The organism is Solemya velum gill symbiont, from assembly GCF_002020255.1.
Taxonomy (GTDB): Bacteria; Pseudomonadota; Gammaproteobacteria; order Chromatiales; family Chromatiaceae.
Map to the genome: position 1 here is coordinate 42,595 of NZ_MPQG01000004.1, position 15,923 is coordinate 58,517.

General features: G+C 53.6%; 17 protein-coding genes. 6 read left to right on the forward strand and 11 right to left on the reverse strand.

What is annotated here, in order from left to right:
* From purU to BOW06_RS04680, 4 genes are all read left to right on the forward strand, one after another.
* On the forward strand, nucleotides 1–864 hold the full coding sequence (gene purU, locus BOW06_RS04665; protein ID WP_043116367.1) for a formyltetrahydrofolate deformylase: 864 nt from the start codon (nucleotides 1–3) through the stop codon (nucleotides 862–864).
* Nucleotides 865–972: 108 nt separating this feature from the next.
* Entirely contained in the window at nucleotides 973–1,995 is a 1,023-nt protein-coding gene (locus tag BOW06_RS04670) for a Fe(3+) ABC transporter substrate-binding protein (protein WP_078459632.1), read from the forward strand.
* Between the two features lie 79 nt (nucleotides 1,996–2,074).
* Nucleotides 2,075–3,757 carry an ABC transporter permease gene (locus BOW06_RS04675; protein ID WP_043116364.1) on the forward strand — a complete coding sequence of 561 codons (1,683 nt, stop codon included), beginning with the start codon at nucleotides 2,075–2,077 and terminating at the stop codon, nucleotides 3,755–3,757.
* The gene (locus BOW06_RS04680; protein ID WP_043116363.1) at nucleotides 3,754–4,821 is read left to right on the forward strand and encodes an ABC transporter ATP-binding protein; all 1,068 of its coding nucleotides are present in this window, start codon (nucleotides 3,754–3,756) and stop codon (nucleotides 4,819–4,821) included. Before BOW06_RS04675 ends, BOW06_RS04680 begins: the two co-directional genes overlap by 4 nt.
* Before the next feature lie 109 nt (nucleotides 4,822–4,930).
* Here the strand turns inward: BOW06_RS04680 and BOW06_RS04685 are convergent, their stop codons facing one another.
* The 10 genes from BOW06_RS04685 to BOW06_RS04730 all read right to left on the reverse strand — a co-directional run bounded on the left by BOW06_RS04685 (nucleotide 4,931) and on the right by BOW06_RS04730 (nucleotide 13,245).
* Complete coding sequence (locus tag BOW06_RS04685) at nucleotides 4,931–5,836, reverse strand: TraB/GumN family protein (protein ID WP_078458809.1); 906 nt, start codon at nucleotides 5,834–5,836, stop codon at nucleotides 4,931–4,933.
* Nucleotides 5,837–5,849: 13 nt separating this feature from the next.
* Nucleotides 5,850–6,941, reverse strand: coding sequence for a histidinol-phosphate transaminase (gene hisC / locus BOW06_RS04690; protein ID WP_305953049.1), 1,092 nt, complete (start codon nucleotides 6,939–6,941; stop codon nucleotides 5,850–5,852).
* Nucleotides 6,938–8,245, reverse strand: a complete 1,308-nt coding sequence (gene hisD / locus BOW06_RS04695) for a histidinol dehydrogenase (protein ID WP_043116360.1) — start codon at nucleotides 8,243–8,245, stop codon at nucleotides 6,938–6,940. The genes hisC and hisD overlap by 4 nt, the downstream gene beginning before the upstream one ends.
* 12 nt (nucleotides 8,246–8,257) lie before the next feature.
* A complete protein-coding gene (gene hisG, locus BOW06_RS04700) occupies nucleotides 8,258–8,902 on the reverse strand; it encodes an ATP phosphoribosyltransferase (RefSeq protein WP_078453929.1) in 645 nt (214 codons plus the stop codon).
* A gap of 4 nt (nucleotides 8,903–8,906) precedes the next feature.
* On the reverse strand, nucleotides 8,907–10,166 hold the full coding sequence (murA, locus tag BOW06_RS04705) for a UDP-N-acetylglucosamine 1-carboxyvinyltransferase (RefSeq protein WP_043116357.1): 1,260 nt from the start codon (nucleotides 10,164–10,166) through the stop codon (nucleotides 8,907–8,909).
* Between the two features lie 84 nt (nucleotides 10,167–10,250).
* A complete protein-coding gene (locus tag BOW06_RS04710) occupies nucleotides 10,251–10,550 on the reverse strand; it encodes an STAS domain-containing protein (protein ID WP_043116356.1) in 300 nt (99 codons plus the stop codon).
* Nucleotides 10,550–11,161: an MlaC/ttg2D family ABC transporter substrate-binding protein gene (locus BOW06_RS04715; protein WP_078459633.1), complete on the reverse strand. Its 612-nt coding sequence runs from the start codon at nucleotides 11,159–11,161 to the stop codon at nucleotides 10,550–10,552. The genes BOW06_RS04710 and BOW06_RS04715 overlap by 1 nt, the downstream gene beginning before the upstream one ends.
* Nucleotides 11,162–11,178: 17 nt before the next feature.
* The gene (gene mlaD / locus BOW06_RS04720; RefSeq protein WP_043116354.1) at nucleotides 11,179–11,670 is read right to left on the reverse strand and encodes an outer membrane lipid asymmetry maintenance protein MlaD; all 492 of its coding nucleotides are present in this window, start codon (nucleotides 11,668–11,670) and stop codon (nucleotides 11,179–11,181) included.
* Between the two features lies 1 nt (nucleotide 11,671).
* Nucleotides 11,672–12,448, reverse strand: coding sequence for a lipid asymmetry maintenance ABC transporter permease subunit MlaE (mlaE, locus tag BOW06_RS04725; RefSeq protein WP_043116353.1), 777 nt, complete (start codon nucleotides 12,446–12,448; stop codon nucleotides 11,672–11,674).
* On the reverse strand, nucleotides 12,445–13,245 hold the full coding sequence (locus tag BOW06_RS04730; RefSeq protein WP_043116352.1) for an ABC transporter ATP-binding protein: 801 nt from the start codon (nucleotides 13,243–13,245) through the stop codon (nucleotides 12,445–12,447). Before BOW06_RS04730 ends, mlaE begins: the two co-directional genes overlap by 4 nt.
* A gap of 213 nt (nucleotides 13,246–13,458) precedes the next feature.
* Here BOW06_RS04730 and BOW06_RS04735 point away from each other — a divergent pair, with 213 nt between their 5' ends.
* Nucleotides 13,459–13,680 (forward strand): hypothetical protein, encoded by a 222-nt coding sequence (locus BOW06_RS04735; RefSeq protein WP_043116350.1) that lies wholly within the window; start codon nucleotides 13,459–13,461, stop codon nucleotides 13,678–13,680.
* 71 nt (nucleotides 13,681–13,751) lie between these two features.
* Nucleotides 13,752–14,720, forward strand: a complete 969-nt coding sequence (locus BOW06_RS04740; RefSeq protein ID WP_043116348.1) for a calcium/sodium antiporter — start codon at nucleotides 13,752–13,754, stop codon at nucleotides 14,718–14,720.
* 22 nt (nucleotides 14,721–14,742) lie between these two features.
* On the opposite strand, the gene BOW06_RS04745 is transcribed toward BOW06_RS04740, so the two are convergent.
* Nucleotides 14,743–15,894, reverse strand: a complete 1,152-nt coding sequence (locus BOW06_RS04745) for a Do family serine endopeptidase (RefSeq protein ID WP_078462832.1) — start codon at nucleotides 15,892–15,894, stop codon at nucleotides 14,743–14,745.
* Nucleotides 15,895–15,923 lie beyond the last annotated feature (29 nt).

The window sequence follows — 15,923 nt, forward strand, 5'->3', positions numbered from 1 at the left end:
ATGACAGACCATCTCAACAGCGCCATTCTGCTCATCCACTGCCCAGACCAGCGCGGTATCGTACGTGCAGTGACCGATTTTATTTTCCGTCACGGCGGCAATGTCACTGCGCTCGATCAGTATGTTGATCCAGAACAGGGTATGTTTTTCATGCGCGTGGCCTGGTCACTCGACCAGTTCGACCTGGAACGAGAAGATATCGATGCCGCTTTTGCAGATGCATTAGGCAGAGAGATGCAGATGGAGTGGTCACTTGAATTCACTGACCACGTACAGCGCATGGCACTGTTCGTTTCACAGCACTCACACTGTTTTTACGACATTCTTGCACGTTACGAGACTGGCGAATGGCGCGTCGAAATTCCATTGGTCATCAGTAATCACGAAACTCTCAGACCCGCGGTTGAACGTCTTGGTATCGATTTTCATTGCCTGCCGGTAAATAAGGAAAACAAGGCCCAGCAGGAGCAGAAACAGCTCGAATTACTGCAGCACTATGGCGTTGATTTCGTTGTGCTGGCACGCTACATGCAGATTCTCAGTGAGGATTTCGTGTCAGCCTGGCCACACAAGGTCATCAATATTCACCACTCGTTCCTGCCAGCCTTTGCAGGCGCACGCCCCTACCACGCCGCCTACGAACGTGGCGTCAAGATTATCGGTGCAACCAGCCACTATGTGACTGCCGATCTTGATGCAGGCCCCATCATCGAACAGGACGTGGTGCGTGTCAGCCATGAACACTCGATCGACGACCTGGTTCGCAAGGGACGTGATCTAGAGAAAATCGTTCTCGCACGTGCCATTTGGCAACACCTGCAGCACCGAGTTCTCGCCTATCGGAATAGAACAATCGTTTTCTGATCAGTCTATAGCAGGTAATATTGCCACATGATTACTATTGCGAATCATTCTCATTTGCAGTAAGATGATTTTCGTTGAGTTTACAAACTACTCCGGGAAACATCGAACATGAATATAACCAAGGCACTCTTTGCTGTCGTCATCCTGCTGTTTGGCAGCAACGCTAGCATGGCTGCCAGCGAAGAAGCTAACCTCTACTCTGCACGCAAAGAGGCGCTGATCAAGCCGCTTCTCGATCAATTCACCCGGGAGACCGGCATCAAGGTCAACCTGGTCACCGGCAAGGCGGATGCCCTGCTCAAACGTCTCCAGTCTGAAGGCGCCAACTCACCCGCCGATCTGCTGATTACCACCGATTCCGGCAGACTGCATCGTGCACATAGCGCCGGCCTGCTGCAGCAGGTCAAATCAGAAAAGCTCAATACGGTCGTTCCGCCACACCTGCGCAATCCGGAGGGCTACTGGTTCGGATTGTCGGTCCGGGCGCGCCCGATTTTCTATGCCAAGGATCGCGTCAAACCGGAAGAGCTCTCCACCTACGAGGCACTTACCGACAAGAAGTGGAAAGGACGTATCTGCATTCGTTCCTCGAACAATATCTACAACCAGTCACTGGTTGCCTCGATGATTGCCCATAATGGCGCGGAAGCAACACAGCAGTGGGCTGACGCATTTGTGGGCAATTTTGCACGTCCGCCCAAGGGCGGAGACCGTGACCAAATCAAGGCGGCTGCAGCAGGCCAGTGCGATATCGCCATTGCAAACACCTACTACTATGGCGGCATGCTCATCTCGGGCGATTATGCACAGATCAAGGCAGCCAATTCAGTTGCCATCTTCTGGCCCAACCAGGATGGGCGCGGCACCCATGTCAATGTCTCCGGTGTGGGTGTCACCAAGGCCGCTACTAACAGGGAGAATGCGATCAAGTTGATCGAGTTTCTTGTCAGCCCTGAATCCCAACTGTGGTACGCAGAAGCCAATAATGAATACCCGGTTGTCGAAGGCGCGGGTACGAGCGAGATTCTGAAATCATGGGGCGACTTCAAGCCTGATAACCTCAGCCTGGCCAGGCTTGGCGAACTCAATGCTGATGCTGTGCGGTTGATGGATCGCGCTGGCTGGCGTTAATCAAAACGCTGACAAGGGCGTGCTGCAAGCGGTGAGCACCCGGATGCAACGCGCCTTTATCTGATAATATTCTCCAGCCATGCCAACGCTTTCGATACCGTCCAATCTCTACTGGTTCCCCAGGTCCCTGATCAACCTGTGGAACCTCGGTATCATTGGCATCGCCTTCCTGATGGCTCTGCCTGTGCTGGTCATCGCAAGCTTCGTGTTTCTGCCCGCTAGCGAAAACTGGCAACATCTTGTCGATAACCTGCTCGCTGAATATGTGAGCAACTCCCTGCTGTTGATGGTCGGTGTCTCGGTTGGTGTACTGAGTATTGGTGTTATCACTGCGTGGCTAACCAGCATGTGTGAATTTCCCGGTCGGCGCTGGCTAACCTGGGCACTCCTTCTGCCACTCGCCATCCCGGCATACATTATCGCCTACACCTATACCGGGCTGCTCGACTTCGAAGGCCCAGTGCAGGGTGCAATGCGCGCATGGTTTGACTGGTCATACGGTGACTACTGGTTCCCGGAAGTACGTTCGCTCGGTGGCGCCATGGTGATGTTGTCACTAGTGCTCTATCCCTATGTCTACATGCTGACACGTGCCGCTTTTCTCGAACAGTCGATTTGCGTTCTGGAGGTTAGTCGCACACTCGGAAACACGCCGTTTCGCAGCTTTACACGTGTCGCGCTGCCGCTGGCAAGACCTGCGATCGTTACCGGCCTCTCTCTTGCGCTGATGGAGACGCTCGCAGACTATGGCACAGTGCAGTATTTCGGTGTCAGCACCTTTACTACCGGTATTTTCCGTACCTGGTTCGGCCTCGGTGACAGCGCCACTGCTGCACAGCTTTCAGCCACACTGCTCGGTTTCGTTTTCCTGCTGGTAATCATGGAGCGCTGGTCACGCAAGCGCGCGCGCTTCCACCATACCAGTAACAGGTACTCGGAGATTCGCCGTTACCAACTGCACGGAAAGCGTGCATGGCTTGCATTTATTGCATGCCTGTCGCCCGTCCTGTTCGGCTTTATCATTCCTGCCGGGCAACTGCTCTACTGGGCTATTAACACTGCCACTGAAACCATCAACTGGTCATTCGCCCTGCTGGCATGGAACAGCGTGATGCTCGCCGGTATCTCTGCTGTGGTTGCCGTACTCCTGGCGCTGCTGCTGGCATACGGAAAACGTCTGCAGGGCAATCTGCTCAGCAACACCGGCGTACGCATCGCATCAATGGGCTATGCAGTTCCCGGTACCGTTATTGCCGTTGGCGTGCTGCTACCTTTCGCGTGGCTGGACAACAGCATCGATGCATGGATGCGCGAACAATTCAACATCTCGACAGGGCTGCTTCTCTCCGGCACCCTGTTTGCCCTGGTATTTGCTTACACAGTGCGCTTTCTCTCCGTATCGATCCAGGCAATTGAGTCGGGACTGGGAAAGATCAAGTTCTCAATGGATGATGCCGGGCGCTCGCTCGGCCTGTCACCCACAGGAGTACTTGCTCGGATTCACCTGCCCTTGATGAAGGGCACCGTGGTCACGGCCCTGCTGCTGGTCTTCGTTGACGTACTCAAGGAGCTCCCGGCAACCCTGATACTACGTCCATTTAATTTCAACACCCTTGCCGTACGCGCTTACGAAATGGCATCTGACGAGCGCCTTGCCGATGCAGGTGCCCCTGCCCTGATGATCGTCGCTGCCGGTATCATTCCGGTGATCATGCTCAGCAGAATCATCAGCCGTTCGCGAGCAGGAGGAGTACAAGAGTGAGCTGCCTGACTATAGAACAAGCCTCGATTGGCTATAACGGAACCATTGTTGTCAACAAGGTTGACCTGGCTCTTGGTGAAGGTGAGATCGGCTGCCTGCTCGGCCCAAGCGGCTGCGGCAAAACAACCCTGCTGCGGGCCATTGCCGGTTTCGAACCACTGAAAAATGGACGCATCTCGATTGACGGCAACAGTGTCAGTACGCCGACTCACACCACCCCTCCTGAGCACCGGCAGATCGGCATGGTGTTCCAGGATTTTGCGCTGTTTCCACATCTCAGCATTTTCGACAATATCGCCTTTGGTATCCGCCACTTCGAGGGTAACGACAAAAAACGGCGTGTTACTGAACTGCTGGAACTGATCGGCCTGCCCGGCCACGGTTCACGCTACCCGCATGAACTCTCAGGAGGCCAGCAGCAGCGTATTGCACTGGCGCGCGCACTAGCACCACGCCCGAAGCTCCTGCTCATGGATGAACCCTTTTCCAGCATGGATGCGGACCTGCGCGAAGCCCTGGCAGCTGAAGTGCGGGATATACTCAAGCGTGAAAATATCACCGCGATTCTCGTCACCCACGATCAGCATGAAGCTTTCGCCATGGCTGATAGTATCGCGGTCATCTCCGAGGGAATTATCCTCCAGTTTGATACGAGCTATAACCTCTACCATGAACCCGCATGCGAATTTGTTGCGGATTTCATCGGTCAGGGCGTCTTTGTCGATGGTGTGGTCAATGATGCCATGCAGGTCGAAACCGAGTTGACAACACTCGAAGGGGAGCTGCCTGAAGGCTGCAAACCTGGCAGTAAGGTACGTGTACTGGTACGCCCGGATGATATTCTTCACGACGACTGCAGCCCCAGAAAGGCACTGATAACAGAGAAGGTTTTCCGTGGTGCCAACTACCTCTACACACTGCAGCTTGGCAGTGGCACCGAGTTGCTCTCACTTGTGCACTCCCACCATGACCATGCCATTGGAGAGAAGCTGGGCATTGCACTTGAAATTGATCACCTGGTGATCTTTCCTGCTGACTCTGCCTCACTGGCGGATGGAAAATAAACTCGTCATGCCGGCCTTGGGCCAACGTCCATTAGCATGTGCTCTGTTCTTGATGGGCCCCGGGTCAGGCCCGGGGTGACGAAAATGGCTTATAGAGTGGTGGGGTGATTTACTGTATGCGGCTGACTGCGTAGCCCTTCGATTTAAGCATTGCTACCAGGCTCTGTTCACCAACCAGGTGTGCAGCACCTACCACGATCATGGTCTTACCCGGTGATGCAATATGCTTTTCTACACGTGGTAGCCAGCGACGATTTCTTGCTATCAGTACACGCTGATACTCCTCGTGGGTCATCTCTTTGCGCATCAGGCGCGCGAGCCCCTTCTCATCGCCGTACGCCCAGGCTTGAAACAGGCTGGCCAAGGGCGATACTTGTGGCTGTTTCTCCCTGAGCTTCTCCTGCAAACGCCTGACCTGTATCTTGAGCGGCTGGCTAGCGAGTGTATCCAGTGCTTCGGCTGCAGTTTCGAGACCGGAAATTTTCATCCGACGCTGGGCCGCAGTTTGTTCAAGCAGGCTGTCGACCCCGTACTCCTTGTGAATGCCGACTTGAGACATGCCTTCATAAGCGAACATGATTGACAGGAACCAGGGCTGCGAACGCGATACACGCCACCTGCTGAGTCCCAGCTTGTCGGCACTCTCCATCAGCTCTGTGAAAGTCTCTTCGTCAACATATTCATCCAGCGTCTTGCCATCCGGCAACAACGCCTTGCTCTCGAGCAACAGCAAAGCATTGCGCGCCTCCTCGGGGGAATCGACACTCTCAACGACCAGTTCACTAGCAGCCTCAAAGGCATCAGCAATAGGACCGCCATACCACTTGATACTTGAAGGGAGTGAATGGAAGGAACCGAACAGGTAAACATCAGATGCACCTGAGGTGACCTGCCACAGGGCAGGTGCGACATTCGTCTGTGATCCTGCGGACCTGAGTGTCGGCGAGCCGCAACCGGCGAGTACAAAAAGAAAAATAACAAGCAGCGATCCATACTGCATAAGGTAACGTCTCATCCCAAACTCCTTTTTATGGCTGGTAAACTCTCCTGAACGCAGTAAGAAATGCTGCGTTCTCTTCTTGTGTACCGACAGTAACGCGCAAACAGTTTGCAAGCAAGGGGTGTGAGTTCGACAGGTTTTTTATCAGTACACCTTGTGCTCGAATGGCATCAAAGGTCTCCGATGCATCACCCTGCTCAAGCCTTATAAGGATAAAGTTTGCCTCGCTTGGAAAGACTTTTACAGCTGGAATCGATGCCAGCTCAGCAAGCAATGACTCACGTTCCACCCGCAGCCTGTTTGTCTGCTCATCGAAGAGCTGTTTGTGTTTCAGCGCAAAGCTGGCGCTGACCTGGGTAAGACGGTTGATATTGTATGGCAGCCGCGTCTTGTCGATCTGCTCGATCCATTCAGCGGGTCCTGCAAGCAGGCCGAGACGTAAACCGGCAAGCCCCATCTTCGAGACTGTACGCATAACAACCAGATTGTCGTAATCGCCAACTCGTTGCATGAAGCTGGCATAGGTGAAGGGAGAATAGGCCTCGTCAATCACAACCAGGCCGGGCGCAACTGCAATCACTTTTTCGATGACATCAATATCGAACAGGTTGCCGGTAGGGTTGTTCGGGTAAGCAAGATAAACCACGGCCGGCTGGTGTTGGGCGATTTCCGCCAGCAGCACTTCCGGCTGTAGTGAAAAATCATCTGCATCGAGTGGCACGCCGACATAACGCAAGCCGGAGAACTCGGCAATCATGCGGTACATGACAAAGCTTGGCTCAACAGAAAGAATGACGCGCTGCTCTCCACCCAGGGCAAGGGCAAGCATCTGGATGATTTCATCAGAACCGTTACCCAGCAACACGCCCGCATCACCAGGTATCTGCATGGCCTCGCGCAATGCCTGTGTCAGTGTCGCAGCCTGCGGATCCGGGTAACGGTTAACATCCGTTTCACGAATCAGCGCTGCCCACTCATCACGCATTGTTTCTGGCCAGGTGTAGGGATTTTCCATTGCGTCGAGCTTGATCAGCCCTTCAGAGAGCGGAACATGATAGGCGTTGATCGCCTGGACCTCGGGGCGAATCCATTGCCGGATTCGCTTTTCAATCTCACTCACTTCTTAACCTTGAGGCGATACTCTGCACTTCTTGCGTGGGCAGTCAGTCCTTCGCCGCGAGCAAGGACAGAGGCAACTTGTCCAAGTGTGTCTGCACCATCCGGTGACACCATGATTAGGCTTGAGCGCTTCTGGAAATCATAAACACCAAGTGGCGATGAGAAGCGTGCAGTACGCGAAGTCGGCAAGACGTGATTGGGTCCGGCACAATAGTCGCCGAGCGGCTCGGAAGTGTAGCGCCCCATGAAAATCGCTCCCGCATGACGAATCGATTTTGCCATTGTCAGCGGATCTTCTACAGAAAGCTCAAGGTGTTCCGGCGCAATAAAGTTTGCGACCTCAACAGCCTCCTCCATGTCACTCGTTTTGATCAGGGCACCACGCGCCTCAAGTGCCGTGGTGATCATGTCACTACGCTCCATGGTCGGCAGCAGCTTTTCGATTGCGGCTGCAACCTGATCGAGAAAATCACCATCAGAAGAGACGAGAATCGACTGTGCATCCTCGTCATGTTCAGCTTGGGAAAAGAGGTCCATGGCGATCCATTCCGGATCGGTTTTGCCATCACAGACAACGAGAATTTCTGAGGGTCCGGCAACCATGTCGATGCCAACCTGGCCGAACACGGCACGTTTTGCGGTGGCAACGAATATATTTCCCGGACCAACAACCTTGTCGACACCCGGTATTGTCTCGGTGCCATAAGCCAGTGCAGCAACTGCCTGCGCACCACCAATCGCGAATGCCCGGTCAACACCGGAGACAGCTGCTGCTGCGAGTACCAGTTCATTCAGTTCGCCGTCAGGTGTCGGAACGACCATGATCAGCTCCCCGACACCGGCAACCTTGGCTGGCACTGCATTCATCAATACTGACGAGGGATAGGCTGCCTTGCCGCCTGGGACATAGAGACCAACACGATCGAGTGGCGTCACCTGCTGACCCAGCAGTGTGCCGTCATCCTCAGTGTAGCTCCAGTCGTTCATTTTCTGGTGTTCTGCATAGGCGCGAATACGTTCAGCAGCCTTTTCCAGCGCTTCACGCTGTTCTGACGGAATCGCCTCGAGTGCCTGTTGCATACGCTGATGCGGAATTTCGAGGTCAGTAGCCGATGATGGCTGCCAGCGATCAAGTTTCGCTGTCAGTTCAATCAGGCTGGCATCACCCTCTTCGCGAATACCAGCGATGATCTCGTCTACGATGCTGTTTACCTCTGCATTGGAAACAGAGTCCCATGCCAACAGTGCCTCCAGCTCTTCCTGAAAGCCCGCATTATTTGAATCGAGTCGTCTAATTGCTGCCATATCTGTGCCCCGTCAGCGATTTTGCTCAACTGCCTGTTTCAGCAGATCGGTCAATTGCATAATGGTGTTGTGTTTCATTTTCCATGCCGCCTTGTTAATTACCAGGCGAGAACTGATATCGGCAATATGCTCAAGCGGCTCAAGCCCATTTGCTTTGAGGGTATTGCCGGATTCAACCAGGTCAACAATCAGGTCAGAAAGGCCAACCAGTGGTGCAAGCTCCATTGAGCCATAGAGCTTGATGATATCAACCTGCTGTCCACGCGCAGCAAAGTAGTCGCGTGCCGAGTGAACGTATTTTGTCGCAATCCGCAACGGGTCGCCTTCAAGCGAGGCACCGTGTCTGCCCGCAACCATCAGGCGGCAGCGAGCAATCTCGAGGTCGAGTGGTTCATAAAGGCCTTCACCGCCATGTTCCAACAATACATCCTTGCCTGCTACGCCAACATCTGCTGCACCCCACTGCACGTAGGTAGGTACATCGGTTGCACGGATAATGACCAGCTTCACCTGCTCATGGTTCGTATCCAGAATCAGCTTGCGACTGGTCTCAGGATCATCCAGTGGCTCAATACCGGCATGTTTCAGCAGCGGCATTGTCTGCTTGTAAATTCTGCCCTTGGAGAGCGCTATTGTTAATGGTGTATCAAACTGCATCGCCTTATCCCGCTATGCGCTTGATGCGGGCGCCAAGCCCCTCAAGCTTCTCTTCAATATTCTGGTAACCACGATCGATGTGGTAAATACGATCAACCAGGGTGTCGTTATCTGTCGCCAGGGCGGCGAGGACCAGTCCTGCCGATGCACGTAGATCTGTTGCCATAACGGGCGCACCAGTGAGTCGTTCGATCCCCCTGATAACAGCTGTCTTTCCCTCGACCGTGATATCAGCACCCATACGTTGCAATTCATTAATATGCATGAAGCGGTTCTCGAAAACATTCTCGGTGACCATGCCGACCCCTTCAGCAACCGCGTTCATTGCACAGAACTGTGCCTGCATGTCAGTAGGGAATGCCGGATAGGGAGCAGTATGGATATCGACCGCCTTTGGTCTGCGCCCTTCCATATCGAGAGAGATCCAGTCATCGCCGGTCTCAATCACGGCACCTGCCTCGCGCAGTTTCTGCAATACTGCATCCAGGCTTTCCGGATCCGTGTCCCTGACCTTGATCTTGCCTCGCGTAATAGCAGCACCAACAAGGAAGGTTCCTGTCTCAATACGGTCGGGCATGACGTCATAACTGCCACCGCCGAGTGACTCAACACCCTCGATGGTTATAGTGTCACTGCCAGCCCCGGATACCTTTGCACCCATGGCATTGAGGAAATTTGCAAGGTCGACGACTTCAGGCTCGCGCGCCGCATTCTCTATGACGGTGATGCCATCGGCCAGGGTTGCCGCCATCATCAGGTTCTCCGTTCCCGTCACTGTCACCATGTCCAGTACCAGGGTGGCGCCCTTGAGTCGATCAGTTTTCGCACGGATAAAACCGTTTTCAACCTCGATATCAGCACCCATGGCGCGCAGGCCGTCTATATGCAGATTGACAGGGCGTGATCCAATCGCACAGCCACCTGGAAGCGATACTGCAACCTCACCGAAACGTGCCAGTGTCGGGCCAAGAACGAGAATTGATGCGCGCATCGTCTTGACCAGTTCGTAGGGCGCCTCACAGCTGGTCACCGTGCTGGCATTAACCTCGAGGTGCATACGGTCAGTCACAGTGATATCTGCACCCATCTGTCCCAACAAGGCGATTGTAGTGGTGACATCCTGCAGATGTGGCATATTACCGATCACGACACGGTCACTTGCGAGCAGTGTTGCAGCAAGTATTGGAAGCGCGGCATTTTTGGCGCCGGATATGCGCACCTCGCCCGATAGTGGGCCATTGCCTGTTATGACTAGCTTATCCATAGATACCGGATCCTGTGCGGCCTGTGGCGAAAAAAGGAGGCCATTGTACTGGAATTTGGCTCCCGGGTCAGGTTTGGAGCTATTTCAGGAGATGGGCAGAAGACCCTTGATGCCATGCAGCTCGGCAATATCGATCAGTTTCTCGGGCAGATTGACAAAATTGATGCGGCAATTCCGGTCAAGTGCATCCTGTTGCCATTGCAGCAGTAGTGCCAGCGCGGCACTGTTAGTCCTGTCGACAGCCTTGAAATCAATCTCCAGCCGAGATCCTCTTTTCAGAAACGGGGAGAGTGAAGAACGCAAGCCCGTAACAGATGAAAAGTCGAGTTGACCCGACAGCTGCAACCGACCTGAACCATCAGGGGAGTTCAGGATTGCCGGCATTAATTCACCAACGCCTTGTTACGTTCTTCAAGCTTGGCAACAAGGCCCGTTACACCACCTGAACGAATCTCGTTGGCAAAACTGGTGCGGTAGTTTGCTGCCAGGCTGATACCCTCAATCTTGACATCAGAAACCAGCCATGCCCTTCCGGGCTTGTGCAGAATATAGTCAATCGTCACCAGGCTCCCGGATGCGGTTGTCACCTTGCTCGGAACAAGCACTCGCAAGTTATCCTTTGAGCGCCTTGCTTCTCCGTATTCAATCGGCTTGCCGGAGTAGTTCAGTAGCGCCGAACCATAGGTACGTATGAGCAACTCGCTGAAGGCTTTAACGACAGACCTCTTATCTGCTGAGGATGCACGACGCCAGTGTTTACCCATGGCCGACTGCGTCAGGGCATTAAAATCAAAATGCGGTTTAACCAGGTCAGCCACCGCGTCATGTATGCGCCCGGGATGTGCCTTGAGCTCATCCTTACGTGATTCGAAGCGTTTCAAAACCTTCTGTGCCGCATCATCAACCACTTTGATGACATCTTCATCCGCCGCCATTGTGACAGGAGCAATAAAGAGCAAGGAAACCAGAAAGCTCCAGATCAAACTCTTTTTCATCGCTCTTTCTCCGCTGTTCAAAATCCACCTCCTGTGGCTGACTCCTCCGCTTTACTGAAGAGAAATTGTCCCACAATCTCCTCCAGCACAAACGCTGATTGCGTCATGGTAATTTCACTGTCCTGTTGCAGGTATTGCTCACTGCCACCAGGATCAAGCCCGATATACTGTTCACCGAGAATCCCTTGTGTCAGTATCTTGGCAAAAGTATCTGTCGGCACCTGGTTAAACTCAGGTAGCAAGTCGAGCGTTACCACTGCCTCGTAGGTGGTCGCATCGAATCCGATCGAGGAGACCTCACCGATACGCACACCAGCCATGGTAACGGGCGAACGCACCTTGAGACCACCTATGTTATCGAAACGAGCCTCTACCTGGTAGCCGCTGACACGCTTGAAACCACCCAGGTTGCTCACCTGCATCGCCAGAAAAAAGAGCGCAATACCGCCAAGCAACATCATTGCCCCGACGGCTGCCTCAGTTAAAAGGGAAAACCTGCTGTTCGCCACATTAATCTCCAAACATAAGCGCAGTCAGAACAAAATCCATGCCCAGTACTGCGAGTGATGAGTGTACGACGGTTCTTGTTGTTGCGCGACTGATTCCTTCTGAAGTAGGTACAGCCTCATAGCCCTGAAACAGCGCAATCCATGTACATATGACACCAAAAACAACGCTTTTGATCACGCCGTTAATTATATCCTTGTTAAAATCAACCTGGGACTGCATTTGCGCCCAGAATGTGCCTGCATCGACATCCATTAGCCCGACACCCACAAAATAACCACCCAGCACGCCGAGTGCATTGAACATCGCGGCAAGCAGGGGAACTGAAACAAGTCCGGCAAAAAAACGTGGCACCAGCAGCCTCGAAACAGGATTGACCGCCATCATTTCAAGCGCCGAAAGCTGCTCTGTAGCCTTCATCAGGCCAATCTCTGCAGTCAGTGCAGAACCCGCCCTGCCGGCAAACAGCAAGGCTGTAACCACGGGGCCCAGCTCACGAACCAGTGATGCTGCAATAAACACCCCGAGAGTCGATTCCGCAGCAAAACGCGACAGAATATAGTAACCCTGCAGGCCAAGCACCATGCCGACAAAAACACCCGACACCGAGATGATCAACAGTGACAGTACACCAACCGAGTAGAGCTGAGCCAGAAATTCACGGAAGCGTGTAACCAGGCCCTGTGGGGCACGCAGAATAGCTAGCAGCAGCAACAGCGCCCGTGCTAGGTTGCGCAATACATTAATTCCCCTGTGGCCAATCGATGCAAGCCAGTTCATTCGTCAATCCCCAGAAAATCAACCTCTTTTGAGGGTGCACCCATATGAAAAGGTACAGGGCCATCTGATTCAGCATGAATAAACTGGTGCGTCCATGGATTGTTTGAGGCGCTGAGTTGTTCTGGTGTGCCCGTCTCGATTATTTTTCCGCCTGAAATCACGCAGATATAGTCCGCTATCGACATGCTTTCAGGTACATCGTGCGACACCATCACGGATGTAAGATGAGCTGCATCGTTGAGACGCCGGATCAGGTCAACGAGCACGCCCATTGAAATGGGATCCTGCCCGGTAAAGGGCTCATCATATAGAATCATCATTGGATCGAGTGCAATCGCCCTCGCCATTGCCACGCGACGCGCCATGCCGCCGGACAGCTCTGCCGGCATCAGGTAACGTGCACCACGCAAACCAACCGCCTCAAGCTTCATGAGTACCAGCTTGCGGATCATGCTTTCCGGCAGGCCCGTATGCTCGCGCAATGGATAGGCAACATTTTCGTAGACATTCAGATCGGTCAGCAGGGCACCGCTCTGGAACAGCATGCCCATGCGCGTTCGTAACGCATACAGCTCTTTTGTCGACAATTGATCGATACGTTGCCCGTCAACTGTAATTTCTCCCTGGTCAGGCACAAGCTGGCCGGCGATCAGTTTCAGCAGGGTGGTTTTACCGGTGCCACTGGGCCCCATGATCGCTGTGATCTTGCCACGCGGTATATCAAGGTCGACGCCATTGAAAATGGCTCGATCTCCACGCGAAAAATGCAGGTTTCTGATGCTGACCAGGGCACTCATGCTGGCTGGGGTCCGGAGGTTTTCATATTGATAGGCATTCTGCGTCTGCTTCTGTTACAGGTCAAGCAATCCATGCGTCAAAAGCATAGCATAATCCCATCCCTGATCCGCCCAGCCTTCGGCACCTTTCCTTTTGTTGTGATATGGGAAGAAAGCTATTAGTCTTGACTATACTCCAGATATATATTCCTGACAGACCCGAGGGCTGTCACTATGCACAAATACCTTCCTGTTTTACTTCTTGCCTTACTTCCTGCAATGGCATCAGCTGGTGAATCCGGGCAACTGCAGGAGAAAATGATTCGTCAATGGCAGGAAAAGGCTCAAGAGCTACCACCGGGGCAACGTGGCATCTACCTCGCCAAGCGAATTGCAGCGCTCGTACCTGAAGCCAGCCGCACCAGCAAATTCTGCCCTGTCAGAAAAAACCGCTGACAGTGCCGCTTGTCGCATTGCGTCTAATCTGAAACAATCCGCGCTTCTGACAGAATTAAAGACCAGATTTTATGTGGCTTGAGTTTCTCGCGATCCTTGCCGGATTTGCGTTGCTGGTATGGAGCGCCGATCACTTCGTTAACGGCGCTGCCGCACTGGCAAACAACCTTGGTGTCTCTACCCTCGTCATCGGCCTCACGGTCGTTGGCTTCGGCACCTCTGCACCTGAAATTCTGGTCGCACTGACCGCCGCTGTCGATGGCAATGCAGGTCTCGCCATCGGCAACGCGGTCGGCTCAAATATTGCAAATGTCGGCCTGATACTCGGCCTCACGGCTCTTGTCATCCCTCTCAGTGTCAGTTCACAAGTCCTTCGGCGTGAATATCCAATACTTCTAGTCGTTACCATCACGGCGCTGCTTCTCGTTATAGATGGCGAACTAGGATTTTATGATGGCCTGTTACTCATCTTCATGCTTGCCGGAGTTCTCTTCCTGATGTGGCGAGTGGCTGTCTCCGGTAGTGCAAGGGACCCGATGCTCGAAGACCTGGAAGCCGAAATCCCCAAGACCATGTCGACAGGGAAAGCCCTTCTATGGCTCGGATCCGGACTCTTATTGCTGGTTTTTGCATCGAAAATCCTAGTTTGGGGATCAGTTGAAGTCGCAAGCTGGCTTGGTGTAAGTGACCTGGTTATCGGCCTGACAATCGTGGCCCTGGGTACCAGCCTGCCCGAACTTGCCACCAGTATGGCAAGCGCGCTGAAGGGCGAGCCAGACCTGGCCCTTGGTAATGTGATCGGCTCGAACCTCTACAATCTGCTCGCGGTCTTCTCGATTCCGGGGCTAATTGCACCGGGTGTCGTCGACGATGTTCTGCTGAGTCGTGACATGCCCGCGATGATGGTGCTGACATTTGCCATTGTCGGTCTCGCCTGGACAGCAAAGGGCGTGCGCCACATCAATCGTATCGGTGGCCTGCTACTGCTGATCGGTTATGTCTCTTACCAGGGCTGGGTCATCTACTCCTCTCTTCCCTGATCCGGAATAGCGGAATCACAATCTATCGTTCGTTTGTCGTCGGGCGCCTGCCAAGCTTGACCACACGTTCGAAGGGCTCTCCTTCACGCCATCCCGTCACGCTGACCTTCTCTCCGGGAGGGAGCGAAGCGACAAGGTTGATAATGTCAGCAGCTGTCTCAATACGATTGCCATTAATAGTGGTAACCACGTCACCTGGCAGGATATCCGCTTTGTGCGCAGGTCCGTCACGATAAACTGTTGATATCAGCACGCCGTCTACATTTTCCAGTCCAAAGGATTCAGCCAGCGCCCTGGTTACGTCCTGTCCCGCCATGCCCAGCCAGCCACGACTGACCTCGCCGTGCTCAACCAGCTGCTCCATGATCCCATGCACCATATCCACGGGAATCGCAAATCCGACACCCTGTGAACCACCGCTTTTGCTGAAAATAGCCGTATTGATACCAACAAGATTTCCGCGCGCATCGATCAGCGCACCACCTGAATTACCCGGGTTAATAGCCGCATCCGTCTGGATGAAATTTTCGAAACTGGTGATGCCAAGCTGGTTACGGCCGGTTGCAGAGACGATCCCCATGGTCACCGTCTGGCCCACACCGAAGGGATTACCAATCGCAAGCACCACGTCACCGACTCGAAGATTTTCCGACAGGCCAAGCGTTATCGCCGGCAGTTTGCCATTATCGACACGTAACACGGCAACATCGGATTCAGGATCGGTTCCGACAACCTCTGCTTCCAGGTCGGTTCCATCACTCAGCACAACCTTGATTTCGTCGGCATCGGCGACGACGTGGTTATTGGTGACGATATAGCCACGCGGGTCAACGATAACGCCTGATCCCAGGCTGTTCTCCTTGCGTGTTCTGCCCTGCTCACCCAGGCCACGGAACGCGTCACCGAAAAAGTTACGAAAGAAGGGATCGTCGAACAGCGGACTGATACGTTGCTGACGAATTTTTGTCGCATAAATATTGACCACCGAGGTCGATGCCTGGCCAACCGCATCCGCATAGGAATATGGACCCTGGACCACTGGCCCGGAAGGTGCAGCCGTATTCGTGACCAGTGTGACTTGTTTGTCGTCATCGCTGCCAAGCGAGAGAATAATGGCTGCAGCAACAACGCCCGCGAATACCGAGATGAAAATGAAGCGTAGACTTTTCAGCATGGGTTATTTCCACTTTCGATGTAGAATGA

Bases quoted from the DNA above. Each gene is read 5' to 3' on its own strand.
- BOW06_RS04685 (WP_078458809.1), bottom strand. From the start codon at position 5,836: ATGAGACGTTACCTTATGCAGTATGGATCGCTGCTTGTTATTTTTCTT.
- BOW06_RS04745 (WP_078462832.1), bottom strand. From the start codon at position 15,894: ATGCTGAAAAGTCTACGCTTCATTTTCATCTCGGTATTCGCGGGCGTT.
- BOW06_RS04735 (WP_043116350.1), top strand. From the start codon at position 13,459: ATGCACAAATACCTTCCTGTTTTACTTCTTGCCTTACTTCCTGCAATG.
- BOW06_RS04710 (WP_043116356.1), bottom strand. From the start codon at position 10,550: ATGCCGGCAATCCTGAACTCCCCTGATGGTTCAGGTCGGTTGCAGCTG.
- BOW06_RS04670 (WP_078459632.1), top strand. From the start codon at position 973: ATGAATATAACCAAGGCACTCTTTGCTGTCGTCATCCTGCTGTTTGGC.
- mlaE (WP_043116353.1), bottom strand. From the start codon at position 12,448: ATGAACTGGCTTGCATCGATTGGCCACAGGGGAATTAATGTATTGCGC.
- BOW06_RS04740 (WP_043116348.1), top strand. From the start codon at position 13,752: ATGTGGCTTGAGTTTCTCGCGATCCTTGCCGGATTTGCGTTGCTGGTA.
- purU (WP_043116367.1), top strand. From the start codon at position 1: ATGACAGACCATCTCAACAGCGCCATTCTGCTCATCCACTGCCCAGAC.
- BOW06_RS04715 (WP_078459633.1), bottom strand. From the start codon at position 11,161: ATGAAAAAGAGTTTGATCTGGAGCTTTCTGGTTTCCTTGCTCTTTATT.
- BOW06_RS04675 (WP_043116364.1), top strand. From the start codon at position 2,075: ATGCCAACGCTTTCGATACCGTCCAATCTCTACTGGTTCCCCAGGTCC.
- BOW06_RS04730 (WP_043116352.1), bottom strand. From the start codon at position 13,245: ATGAGTGCCCTGGTCAGCATCAGAAACCTGCATTTTTCGCGTGGAGAT.
- hisD (WP_043116360.1), bottom strand. From the start codon at position 8,245: ATGGCAGCAATTAGACGACTCGATTCAAATAATGCGGGCTTTCAGGAA.
- murA (WP_043116357.1), bottom strand. From the start codon at position 10,166: ATGGATAAGCTAGTCATAACAGGCAATGGCCCACTATCGGGCGAGGTG.
- hisG (WP_078453929.1), bottom strand. From the start codon at position 8,902: ATGCAGTTTGATACACCATTAACAATAGCGCTCTCCAAGGGCAGAATT.